The organism is Corynebacterium poyangense (genome assembly GCF_014522205.1).
GTDB lineage: Bacteria > Actinomycetota > Actinomycetes > Mycobacteriales > Mycobacteriaceae > Corynebacterium > Corynebacterium poyangense.
The window spans coordinates 1,010,455-1,022,307 of record NZ_CP046884.1 but is presented as its reverse complement, the minus strand read 5'-3'; the positions used below and the strand labels follow the sequence as shown (position 1 = coordinate 1,022,307).

At 52.0% G+C, this 11,853-nt stretch carries 10 protein-coding genes and 1 tRNA gene; 4 read left to right on the top strand and 7 right to left on the bottom strand.

All coding sequences use genetic code 11. The features are described from left to right. Nucleotides 1–83 precede the first annotated feature (83 nt). The 5 genes from thrB to GP475_RS04795 form a co-directional block, all read right to left on the bottom strand. Nucleotides 84–1,013: a homoserine kinase gene (thrB, locus tag GP475_RS04815; protein ID WP_187975497.1), complete on the bottom strand. Its 930-nt coding sequence runs from the start codon at nt 1,011–1,013 to the stop codon at nt 84–86. Nucleotides 1,014–1,045: 32 nt separating this feature from the next. Continuing rightward, nucleotides 1,046–2,395 (bottom strand): homoserine dehydrogenase, encoded by a 1,350-nt coding sequence (locus GP475_RS04810; RefSeq protein ID WP_187975496.1) that lies wholly within the window; start codon nt 2,393–2,395, stop codon nt 1,046–1,048. Nucleotides 2,396–2,519: 124 nt separating this feature from the next. Further along, nucleotides 2,520–3,878, bottom strand: a complete 1,359-nt coding sequence (lysA, locus tag GP475_RS04805; RefSeq protein ID WP_187975495.1) for a diaminopimelate decarboxylase — start codon at nt 3,876–3,878, stop codon at nt 2,520–2,522. Next, nucleotides 3,879–5,540, bottom strand: a complete 1,662-nt coding sequence (argS, locus tag GP475_RS04800; RefSeq protein ID WP_187975494.1) for an arginine--tRNA ligase — start codon at nt 5,538–5,540, stop codon at nt 3,879–3,881. An 11-nt stretch (nt 5,541–5,551) separates the two neighbouring features. Next, complete coding sequence (locus tag GP475_RS04795; RefSeq protein ID WP_187975493.1) at nt 5,552–7,216, bottom strand: L-lactate permease; 1,665 nt, start codon at nt 7,214–7,216, stop codon at nt 5,552–5,554. Nucleotides 7,217–7,615: 399 nt separating this feature from the next. On the opposite strand from GP475_RS04795, the gene GP475_RS04790 reads away from it, so the two are divergent. The 4 genes from GP475_RS04790 (at nt 7,616) to GP475_RS04775 (ending at nt 10,783) form a co-directional block, all read left to right on the top strand. After that, complete coding sequence (locus tag GP475_RS04790; RefSeq protein ID WP_187975492.1) at nt 7,616–8,401, top strand: (Fe-S)-binding protein; 786 nt, start codon at nt 7,616–7,618, stop codon at nt 8,399–8,401. Continuing rightward, entirely contained in the window at nt 8,398–9,969 is a 1,572-nt protein-coding gene (locus GP475_RS04785) for a LutB/LldF family L-lactate oxidation iron-sulfur protein (RefSeq protein ID WP_187975491.1), read from the top strand. Before GP475_RS04790 ends, GP475_RS04785 begins: the two co-directional genes overlap by 4 nt. Further along, nucleotides 9,969–10,613 carry a LutC/YkgG family protein gene (locus GP475_RS04780; RefSeq protein WP_187975490.1) on the top strand — a complete coding sequence of 215 codons (645 nt, stop codon included), beginning with the start codon at nt 9,969–9,971 and terminating at the stop codon, nt 10,611–10,613. Before GP475_RS04785 ends, GP475_RS04780 begins: the two co-directional genes overlap by 1 nt. A gap of 94 nt (nt 10,614–10,707) precedes the next feature. After that, nucleotides 10,708–10,783, top strand: a tRNA-Arg gene (locus GP475_RS04775). A gap of 139 nt (nt 10,784–10,922) precedes the next feature. Here GP475_RS04775 and GP475_RS04770 read toward each other — a convergent pair. Next, nucleotides 10,923–11,126, bottom strand: a complete 204-nt coding sequence (locus GP475_RS04770) for a PspC domain-containing protein (RefSeq protein WP_187975489.1) — start codon at nt 11,124–11,126, stop codon at nt 10,923–10,925. 132 nt (nt 11,127–11,258) lie between these two features. Then, nucleotides 11,259–11,744, bottom strand: coding sequence for a MarR family winged helix-turn-helix transcriptional regulator (locus GP475_RS04765; protein WP_187975488.1), 486 nt, complete (start codon nt 11,742–11,744; stop codon nt 11,259–11,261). Nucleotides 11,745–11,853 lie beyond the last annotated feature (109 nt).

Sequence of the window (11,853 nt, the reverse complement as noted above, 5' to 3'; positions counted from 1 at the left end):
TGGGAAAGAACAATCTGACAGTTGATGGGAAATAACACCAGTAGCCTCCACACCCCGACCGGCTGCGGAGAGCTAATGACATATTAGGTATTGAGCACTTCAATACCGACTGGACCAGCTATATCAAGCTCTAACACTTTTAACCCGGCAGCCTGGGCGTCCTCAAGAATTTCTGGATCTACCGGCTCGGTTGAAAGCACCATAATTGTGGGTCCAGCGCCGGAAAGATAGGCGGCGTATCCGCGATTACGCAGGCGATTGACCCATTCGGCAGTCACCGGAAGCACATCAGATCGATAGGGTTGGTGCAATCGATCCCTGGTCCCCTCCCATAACAACTCTGGATGGTGTTGAATTGCTACCGTCATGACGGCTGTTCGAGAAACGTTAAAACGCGCATCAATGTGGGTCACATGACTGGGCAATACGCGACGCACCGCTTGGGTTGAAGCATGAAAATCCGGAACTAAAGCGGTGGCGTGAATATCTGGATGAACGGGAATACTGACTGCTCGATATTCCGGTTGAGATTGGCCATCGACGGGGATTTCCGTCCACGACACTACGCCGCTTCCCAAGGCAGAAGCACCCGCATTATCGGGGTGCCCCTCAAAGGCGGAGGATAGTTGCACCACTTGCTGTTGGGTCAAGGGAAAACCAGCTAGTCCTTGGGCTGCAGCTATCCCGGCTACAGCAGCAGAGGCTGAGGATCCCAATCCCCGAGACTGCGGGATGGCATTCGTACAGGTCACTTTTAATCCAGGGGCAGTGACGTCAGCAGCTTTCAAACCGGAGTAGATAGCTTTAACGACAAGATGAGTAGCATCGCGGGGTAAAACATCTTCCCCTTCGCCATAAATCTCTACCACTAATCCCTGGTCAATAACCTCGACTTCTACGGTGTCGTAGAGAGACAGGGCTATACCAAGGGTGTCAAAGCCGGGGCCCAAATTTGCCGAGGAAGCTGGCACCTTGACCCGTACACGTCGCCCTATCTCTAACTCAGTACTCACGTCTCTCCATTTCCCTTAAGGTCTCAGAGGATTTATTCGCTATAAAGCCGAAGTACGCTCTTCACAGCCTTAACCGATGTGGACTCCTTGAGCCGTTCCACGCATTGCGCTAAATCTGCTTCCAAGGCAGTATGAGTCACCACAATAAGCCGAGCATGACCTCCGCGTTCTTCTTGACGCACGGTACGCAAAGATATTCCCCGCTCCGCAAAGAAAGTGGCCAGTTCAGCCAAAACACCTACTTTGTCTACCACTTCCATGTCAATGTGGTAGCGCGTAGGCACCTGACCAAAATCAGCCACCGGCAAATTAGCATAAGTATTTTCTCCCGGGGCACGCCCACCATGAACCTTATTGCGCGCGGCACCCACAATGTCACCGAGCACTGCCGACGCAGTGGGGTCTCCCCCGGCGCCGTTACCATAGAACATCAACCGCCCGGCTGCCTCCGCTTCAACGAACACAGCATTATAAGACTTATCTACGCTCGCTAGAGGATGGTCTCGGCTAATCAGGGTGGGATGAACTCGCGCAGAAACATACTCTTGCCCTGACTCATCACTAATACGCTGACAAATCGCTAAGAGTTTGATGGTTTGACCAGCTGCTTTGGCAGCGGCGATATCTTCTGCGGTGATGTGTGAAATGCCTTCACAGTACACATCGTCATAGTTGACGCGAGTATGGAAAGCCAAGGAGGCCAGAATCGCCGCCTTGGACGCAGCATCATGCCCTTCGACGTCAGCCGTGGGGTCAGCTTCGGCATAGCCTAAAGCCATCGCTTCTTTAAGCATGTCATCATAGGATGCTCCGGTGGAGTCCATGGCATCCAAAATGAAATTGGTAGTTCCGTTGACGATTCCAGACACTAATTCAATTTGATCCCCAGCTAAGGAGCGTCGCAACATACCTACCACGGGGATAGCAGCAGCAACCGCAGCCTCAAAATAGAGATCCACATTGGCCCGGTCAGCAGCTTCCGCAAGTTCATCAGCATGGGCAGCTACCAGGGCTTTATTTGCAGTTACGACTGATTTGCCAGCTTGAAGAGCGGTGAGTAACAGGCGCCGCGGGTAATCTATCCCGCCAATGACTTCAACAACGAGGTCAATATCATCTCGCTGAATTAAGGTCATAGCGTCATCAGTTAATAGCTCTTCTGGAACCGAGCCTCGATGCTTTTCTTTATCCGAAACCGCGACTCCGCGAACTTCAATAGGTCCACCAATGCGGTGCTCTAAAGCATCGCGATGTTCTTCCATGAGCCGGAGGACTTCTCGACCCACAGTCCCGTGACCGAGAATAGCGATACCAACAGCTTCCCCCGGTGCTTTACCAGAATTACCAGCACTGGAAGGGATATTCGAGTTCTGCGTGGACATCGTTCTCCTGACGTATGAAGGGATCTTGTGCAACACTTGTGTGCCTCAACTTTAGACCAAGTGGTCCAGCATCGCGATGTGGAGGCCCCCTAAGTCAAGCGGAAAAACAGCGACATAGCTTCGCTTAAACCTCGAGAGCTAAAAAGTCATCGACGGTTTCCCGACGCACCAACAACCTGGCTTGCCCACCGCGCACCGCCACGATGGCCGGACGGCCCATCATATTATAGCGCGATGACATAGACCAGCAATAGGCACCAGTCGCTGCCAGAGTAATAAGATCTCCAGGCTCAATATCACTGGGATAGTACGCGTTGTGCACCAAGATATCCCCTGCTTCACAATGGCTACCCACTAAACGAGACAAGGTGACATCTGAGTCAGTAAATCGATTAACGAGCCGGGCATCATATTCTGCCCCATAGAGAGCCGGGCGAATATTATCCGAAATACCACCGTCTATTGAGATATAGCGACGAGTCTTTCGGTCCTCATAATGCACGTCTTTTACGGTTCCCACCGTGTACATGGTGACTGTGGACGGGCCAGCGATAGCACGACCGGGTTCAATAGCCATCATGGGCGGGTCGATTCCTAATTCTTGGGCGTGTTCTTGTACCTTAGCGCGCAGAGCATGAGCTACCTTGGGCACATCTAAGGGCCGGTCATCGTTGGTGTAGGCGATACCGTATCCGCCGCCCAAATCCAGGAGATTGAATTCTTCGGTATCGAGGTCCAGTTCTTGGATAAGCCGCTCATACAAGGTGAGGACTCGTTCGGCTGCCAAGGAAAAACCCTCAGCGTCGAAAACCTGAGAACCCACATGGCAATGAAGGCCTACCAGTTTAAGATTTTCGGATTCGACGCAGCGAACCGCTGCTTCATAAGCCGAACCGGAGGCAAGCGAAAACCCGAATTTTTGATCTTCGTGACTCGTAGCAATGAACTCGTGAGTGTGGGCTTCAATTCCCGGTTTCACTCTGACGAGAACATCTTGAACTGCTGATAGCTCGCCGGCTATGCGGTTCAGCCGCTCTAACTCCTGGTTGGAGTCCAACACCACATGACCGACACCGCTGCTGACGCAGCGTCGAAGAAAATCATCGCTTTTATTGTTTCCGTGTGCCGTAATGCGCGCGGGCGGGAAGTCAGCGCGGAGAGCTACGTCGAGCTCACCGTGGGAGGCTACATCTAAATTCAACCCTTCTTCTTCAACCCAGGTGACTAGATGAGTTGTCATAAAGGCTTTAGCAGCATAATGAACATTCTGATCGCCGCCGAAAGCCTGCACCATATCTCGGCATCGCGAACGAAAATCATCCTCGTCTACTACTAAGACTGGTGTACCGAATTCAGCAGCAATATCCGGAAGTGGAACACCCGCGATGGTGACAACTCCATCTTCTTCACGTCGAGCATGACGCGGCCAAACATGCGGAGGAAGAGCGTTAAATTCATCGGCTGCGGAGGAGTGAGCGGACATCTACATCCTTTCCGGGGCGTTAACGCCCAATAACCCTAAAGCGTTAGACAGGGTTTGACGAGTAGCAGCAGCTAAAGCCAAACGGGCGTGGTGTACTGGCTGTTCCTCTTCTCCGCTCTTCGGCAAAATTTGACAGCTGTCATAAAAACGGTGGAAAACTCCGGCGAGTTCTTCCGCATATCGAGCAATCCGATGGGGCTCCCTCAACGTCGCTGCCGTCTGCACTACCGAAGGAAACTCACCCAGGGTCCTTATCAAGTCGCCTTCTTTTTCATGGGTCAACAGTCCGAAATCCGGATTCTCCGCAGAAATCCCAACGCTTTCTGCTTTGCGAGCCAATGAACACAGCCGAGCATGTCCATATTGGACGTAATAAACGGGGTTATCGTTAGACTGCGAAGCCCACAACCCTAGATCAATGTCGAGAGAAGAGTCGGCGGAGGAACGAACTAGTGCATAGCGGGCAGCATCCACGCCGATTGCCTCAACTAAATCATCGAGAGTGATGACGGTTCCCGCCCGCTTGGACATCCGAACCACCTGCCCATCCCGAACCAGATTAACCATTTGCCCAATAAGCACTTCTACCCGGCCAGCATCATAGCCGAGAGCCTGAGCAGCCGCTTTCAGCCTTGCGATATAGCCGTGGTGATCAGCCCCGAGCATGTAAATAGCGAGATCAAAACCACGCTCAAACTTATCCACCAAGTAGGCAATATCGCCGGCAATATAGGCCGCATTGCCGTCCCTTTTAATAACCACCCGATCTTTATCATCACCAAAGTTAGAAGAACGCAGCCACCAGGCACCATCATGGTTATAAAGATTCCCATTTTCTTTCAGTGTGGCAATGGCTTTATCAACTGCACCTGATTCAAAAAGGGAATTCTCATGGAAGAACACATCAAAATCAGTTCCAAATTCATGGAGGCTTTCTTTGATATGGGAGAACATCAAATCAACGCCAATGCGTCGAACATTTTCTTTAATCTGGTCTTCAGAATACTTTTCGGAATCCAAGAGATCAGGCTGTAATTCTAGAACCTTTGTTGCAATATCTTGGATATAGTCTCCGCCATAGCCATCCTCTGGAACCTCTTCGGAACGAGCCCGCGCCAAAACTGAGGCCACGAAGCGATCAATTTGGGTGCCATGGTCATTGAAATAGTACTCCCGCGTCACCTGAGCACCCGCAGCCGTGAGGATGCGCCCTAAAGAATCTCCAAATGCCGCCCACCGGGTGCCACCTAAGTGAATAGGACCAGTGGGGTTAGCGGAAACAAATTCTAGGTTCCAGGATTGACCCTGATAAATATCACAATGCCCATACCTATCACCAGCTGCCAAAATGTTCCGTGCTACAACCCCTTGGGCGGCTGCAGCCAAACGGATATTCAAGAAACCTGGCCCAGCAACCGAGGCCTCGGTGATCGCCTCATGCTCCGCTAGCGCATCAGCAATCCACTGCGCTAAATCTCGTGGGTTTTGCCCTACCTTTTTTGCACACTGCAAAGCCACATTGGTGGCATAGTCCCCGTGCTCTGGGTTACGGGGCCGTTCAACAGTAATTTTGCCCGGTAACACGGAAACATCTAAACCACGATCAGTCAAAACCGTGGTGGCTATGCCCTTAATTAAATCAGCGAGATTGGCAGGTGTCATAAGGGGCTATCTTAGCCGACGACCATCCAGCCCAAAACGCCGGTTGACTGCAAATAGACCACGATGCCAAGGAAGACTAAAAGTCCCAGGCTGTACTTCCACGACTGGCCTAAAATCTTGCCCTCGCCATTATCCATTTGGGTAGCTGCCGCAGCAATCGCAGCGGTTTGAGGTGAGAGCATTTTTCCGAGAACCGCGCCGGAGGTGTTGGCTCCCACCATCAGGTATTGCGAGGCACCAATTTGATTAGCTGCTGAAGCCTGCATTTGAGCAAAAAGTGCGTTGGCGGAGGTAGCCGATCCGGTTACCGCGGTACCGAGCCAACCAAGAGCTGGGGAAATGAAGGGGAAGAAACCGCCGGTAGCAGCTAGAAGAGCGCCAATGGACGCAGTTTGTCCGGAGAAGTTCATGACATAGGCCAACCCCATGACCGAGGCGATGGTGACGTATGACCAACGCATCCGCACCAGTCCGGAGAATAATTCCGCAAAACCATGAGGAATACTCATGGGGAATTTCCCGGAATCATGCTTTGCGGTATAGACCAGGAGGGTAATGACCCCACAGATAAACAGAATTGTGCCGGGATTTGATAACCAACTAAAGGTAAAAATAGTGTTGCCTACTGGTTTTCCGGCTGCATTAAGGAGATGTCCGTGAAGGCCGGGCCACGGCACCTTAATATCGGTAGCTTTAAGAGAAGCAGGGATATTAACTCCGATTCGCCACAAACTTGTGAAAGCGAAAACAACCACGATTAATACATAGGGGAATAACGCCAACACTATTCTCTCGGGTGAAAGCTGTACTCCAGAGGTGTCCACCTGGCTGGCTTGATCTTCTGGCGTATGTGGCGCCCATACTCGTAGGAAAACCACACCCACCACTAAAGACAGCAAGCAAGCCACGACGTCGGTGAGGACGTAAGAGAAGAAATTCGATGCTAAGAACTGGCCTCCGCCAAAGCAGATTCCTACCACCAACGCCATTGGCCAAATTTGTTTGAGCCCACGTACCCCATCCATGATTAGGCAGAGCACGAAAGGCACCACGATGGCGATAAGAGAAACCTGCCGACCAGTCATAGAGGCTAAAGTTTCTGGATGCAGCTCTGATAAGTTTGCGGCCGTGGTGACCGGGATAGCCATAGCCCCAAAGGCAACTGGAGCTGTGTTAGCAACCAAGGTGGTGAGCACAGCTTTCATTGGCTTCATGCCGATGGCAAGGAGCATGGCCGCGATGATAGCGACCGGCGCACCGAAACCGGCGAGAGCTTCAAGCAAACCGCCGAAGCAAAAAGCGATGAGCATGGCCTGCACTCGCATGTCTCCACGGCCGATGCGGGAAAAGATTGTCCGGAGATCCTCAAAGCGGCCAGATTTTACGGTGAGATCATAGATCCATACGGCCATCCAGATGATGAAAACAATAGGGAATAACCCGAAGGCGATTCCCTGAGATAGTGATAAAGCAGCCAGCTTCAAGGGCATGGCATAAGCAAGGACAGCCAGAATCAACGCCACCACGGCAGCGCCGATTGCCGACCAGTGGGCTTTAAGTTTCACCCCCATGAGTAGGAAGAAGAAAGCCGCCAGCGGCACAATCCCTACTAATGCCGATAAGGCAACACTGCCACCCACAGCGTTTGTGGTGGCGGTAAAGGTATCCGAGAGCACTAGCGCGCTCCTTTCAGATCACACGGAATAAAGACAGATATCTCTCTTAACCTTTCCCGCTCAGAACCTTCCCGTCGATTCACTGCTAAGCCAACGGAAATAAGTGCAGCCTGGAGACCTGACACTACCCCCTTCCAGGGGTATGTCTTTCACGATCAAGAAGGAGGATCAGCCTTGATCGAATAGCTAACCAACGGCAATTTTAGGAATTTTCGCAACACTAATGTTGCTGAAAGTTCGCAGGTGAGGACATACTTAGCCCAATATCTTGCCCAAGAAAAGACGTATCATGTCCCTAGACCGTACCCCGCAGCTTTAGCATCTGTGTTTAATTTCACTTTTCGACTGGAGATGCGGGTACTCCATCAACTCTTACCAGCCAAAAGACAGGAGCAGAACGTGCGAGTAGCACTCTTTTCCACCTGCATAGGCGACGCTCTTTTCCCCGATGCCCACAAAGCCGCGGCGATAGTGCTATCCCGCCTCGGATGCGAGGTGGTCTACCCCATGGGACAAACCTGCTGCGGCCAGATGCACATTAATACCGGCTACCAAAAAGAAGCGGTGCCGATCATCCGTAGCTATGCCGACGCGTTCGCAGATTCTTCTATCGACTATGTTGTCGCTCCTTCCGGTTCCTGTGTGGGCGCGGTTCGCGAGCAACATGTCCGCATCGCTCAGCGATATGGGGATTCTGCCCTCGTTGACGGCGCCGAAAAAGCAGTCCATAAGACTTATGACCTGTCGGAGTTCATCGTCGACATCATGGGAACCCATGATGTCGGAGCGTTTTTCCCGCACCGGGTCACCTATCACTCTTCCTGCCACTCCCTACGATTCATCGAAGTAGGGCAACGTCCCTATGATCTACTCCGCGCAGTTAAGGGCTTGGAGCTCGTGGATTTGCCGAATTCCGAAGAATGCTGCGGTTTCGGCGGTACGTTCTCCTTGAAGAATGCAGACACCTCAGCAGCGATGGTGGCGGATAAGATCCGTCATATTAAAGAAACCGGCGCAGAGTATGTCACTGCTGGAGATTCTTCCTGCCTCATGAATATCGGTGGCGCTATGTCTCGCCAGCACTCCGGTATTCGGGCCATTCACATTGCCGAAATTCTCGCATCCACCGTCGAGCACCCTTGGACCCCAGAGAAGGCCGCATACACCCGGGAGGCAATGCTGTGACCATCCATCTTAACCACCCGACCATGCCACCTCGGGCTCCGCACGAACCCGCTCACCTTCGCGGCGAGGTTGGCTTTACCAAGGCAGCACACACCGAACTCAACAAGGCCACCCAGCGGAGAAACCTTCAAAAGGCCACTACCTCTATTCGAGCCAAGCGCGCTCGCGTGGTTTCTGAGCGTGAAGACTGGCAAGACCTTCGAGAAGCTGGAAGCGGCATTAAGCGGCAAGTGGCAGCACTGATGCCGGAGCTTTTAGAGCAATTTGAAGAAGTAGTCACCAAAAATGGTGGGCATGTTCATTGGGCTCGGGACTCTCGAGAAGCCTGCGAAATTGTTACTAAGCTGATTCAAGAAACCGGCGAAAAGAATATCGTCAAGATCAAATCCATGGCCACCATGGAGATCGCTCTCAATGATGAGCTAGCGAAAGCCGGGATTTCCGCTCGAGAAACCGACCTGGCTGAGCTGATTGTTCAACTAGGCCATGACCGCCCCTCTCATATCTTGGTTCCGGCTATCCACCGAAACCGGGCTGAAATCAGAGATATTTTTATTAACGAAATGCCGGACACCGATGAAACACTGTCCAGCGAACCGGCAGAATTAGCGGAAGCCTCCAGACTGTTTTTGCGTCGACAATTTATGGATGCCAAGGTGGCGGTCTCCGGAGCTAATTTCGGCGTCGCAGAAACTGGCACTATTTCCATCGTGGAGTCCGAAGGTAACGGCCGGATGTGCCTTACCTTGCCGGAAACATTGATTTCGGTGATGGGCATTGAGAAGCTCCTGCCGAAGTTCTCTGACCTTGAGGTATTTCTTCAGCTCCTGCCGCGCTCTTCCACCGGCGAGAGGATGAACCCGTACACCTCCTTATGGAGCGGTATTACCGAGGGCGACGGCCCCCAGAACTTCCATGTGGTGCTCCTCGACAACGGTAGAACGGCTGTTCTAGCAGATGAAATTGGCCGCGAAGCATTAAAGTGCATCCGCTGTTCTGCTTGTTTGAACGTCTGTCCAGTCTATGAACGAGCTGGTGGGCACGCGTATGGATCCACCTATCCCGGCCCCATTGGAGCCATTTTGACCCCGCAGCTAACCGGAATTGATTCAGCCAAGGATCCTAGCGCATCGCTACCTTTCGCCTCCTCGCTGTGCGGCCGCTGTGATGAAGTGTGCCCCGTGAAGATTCCGATCACCGACATTCTGCTGGAAATGAGACACCAGAAGGTAACCCAGCACGCTCTCAAAGGCGAAAAATCTCTGATGAATTTAGCCGCCTTAGCTATGGGGAAGCCCGCCATGTGGAACAAACTCATGCGCGTGATGTTTATGGGACGAATTCTTGGCGGGCGCGACCACACTATCCGACATATGCCGTCTTTCTTGGCTGGGTGGACTAATGTCCGCGATGTTGTCACGCCACCTAAACAAACGTTCCGGCAATGGTGGGAAAGCGACGAAGCGCATAGATTACTTGCTGAAGCTCGAAAACAAGGAGTTCCTCAGCAGCCGGCTGCCGAGCCCGCCGGACCACTGCATCCTAGCGATGAGGAGGAAGAATCCTAATGGCTATTGATACCAGCGCCGCGAAGAAGGAAATTTTGGCGCGAATTCGCACTGCGCAGGAACTGGCCAAAATTGATACTTCCGGTTATGAGGTAACTCGGAATTATCAGCGAAGTTCCGATATCTCTCACGAAGATCTCAAAGAGCTGCTCATTGATCGGCTCGTGGACTACAAAGCCACGGTACGAACCTGCGATCAGTCAGAACTCGCGGAAACGTTGGTCTCGCTCCTCGAAGAAACGAACTCCACTACTGTCCGCTATGCCGAGGGGCTCGATCCGTCATTGTTCTCTGGTTTTAGTGGAACCGCTGAGGCAGATGATCGATCCAGCGATCCCCGTGACTTAGACAAGGTTGATGCTGTAGTCACAGATTCCCATGTGAGCTGCGCGGAAACCGGGACTATTTGCTTGCAGTCAAATCCCACGAATGGTCGACGCGCACTCACCCTGGTCCCTGATCGACATATTTGCCTCGTGCGCATGGATAGCGTGGTCCATCTGGTTCCTCAGATGATTGAGAAATTAGACCGACGCCTACCAACGACGATGATCTCTGGACCCTCTGCAACGTCAGATATTGAGTTGGAGCGGGTAGAGGGAGTTCACGGCCCCCGTGATTTGATAGTAGTCATCGTTAATTAGGCCATCTAACTGGGAAAACAACCCGTTTTTATTCATGGCGGCTCGAGTGCTAACATAGTCGTGTTGTCGTCAAGACCTGACGGCAACAAGGTTTGTCTCCGTAGCTCAGTGGATAGAGCATTGGTTTCCGGTACCAAAGGTCGCACGTTCGAATCGTGTCGGGGACACCATTGAAAGGCCTAGTCGGAACATCCCGGCTAGGCCCTTGGCGTGTCTGAGATCTGATAAGCCTGTGCAGTTTCACCCACACGTATTAGGTTGTTAATTGGGCTCCGCGTTCCTTGGCAATCAATTATGTGACGATATCAACTATTCAGCCGTATCCAGGGGAATAATGACCCAGGCGATCACATAGTATAAGAATTGCGGACCAGGCAAAATTATGCTCAACACAAAAAGGAGCCGTACCAATCCAATTGGGATACCAAATCTTTGCCCCAACCCGCCGCAGACCCCGCCGAGGATCCGATGAACGGAGGAACGTCGCAATTTCCTCTGCACTTGAGAACTCATGGAACATCACCTTACTTGCGTATATCTAGCATCGATATATTGTCATTATCGCCAAGTTAAGCAGCCCAAGCATCAGGGTTTCACCCTGATTTATCGGGCGGGTTCCCCTCCCCGTTTTTTCCTTGAGCTACCTTAATCTTCTATCTCAGATTCCTCTGCCCCTGGAACATTCTTCACTGCGAGGACATCCACTAAAACTTGATGAATAACTGTGCTTTGTTCTTTGGATAAATTATCAAATAGCAATCGACGAACTGATTCCACATGCTCAGGGGCAGCTTGCTCAAGGCGCCGTATCCCATCCCCCGTGATGGTCACCAAAACTCCTCGAGCATCCCCCTCACATCGAGTCTTGTCCACCAGACCGCGGCGTTCCATTCGGGTAATTTGATGCGACGTACGGCTGCGGTCCCAATCTAATCCACGGCATAAATCTCGCAGACGCATGCCCTCGGGCCCGCTTTCGGATAAGTTCACCAAGACGGCAAACTCTGAGGCTGAAATTCCACTTTCCTCCTGCAAGGTCACATCCATGCATCGAGTCATTTTCCGAACAGCACTGAGCAAGAGCCGCCACAGTTGTTGTTCTTCATCATTGAGCCACCGGGGTTCAGTCATAGCGTCCAGCATAACGAGAACCAACCTAACACAACAATCTCTCCACCGGAAAATTTTTTACACGGTTTGAACTGGTCTTTTAAGATACAGCTTGGACCTGCACCGGCAT

What these genes read in the sequence shown, in the direction of transcription:
- GP475_RS04770 (WP_187975489.1), bottom strand. Translation starts at nt 11,126, where the DNA reads ATGAGTTCTCAAGTGCAGAGGAAATTGCGACGTTCCTCCGTTCATCGG.
- GP475_RS04780 (WP_187975490.1), top strand. Translation starts at nt 9,969, where the DNA reads ATGGCTATTGATACCAGCGCCGCGAAGAAGGAAATTTTGGCGCGAATT.
- GP475_RS04810 (WP_187975496.1), bottom strand. Translation starts at nt 2,395, where the DNA reads ATGTCCACGCAGAACTCGAATATCCCTTCCAGTGCTGGTAATTCTGGT.
- GP475_RS04765 (WP_187975488.1), bottom strand. Translation starts at nt 11,744, where the DNA reads ATGACTGAACCCCGGTGGCTCAATGATGAAGAACAACAACTGTGGCGG.
- argS (WP_187975494.1), bottom strand. Translation starts at nt 5,540, where the DNA reads ATGACACCTGCCAATCTCGCTGATTTAATTAAGGGCATAGCCACCACG.
- lysA (WP_187975495.1), bottom strand. Translation starts at nt 3,878, where the DNA reads ATGTCCGCTCACTCCTCCGCAGCCGATGAATTTAACGCTCTTCCTCCG.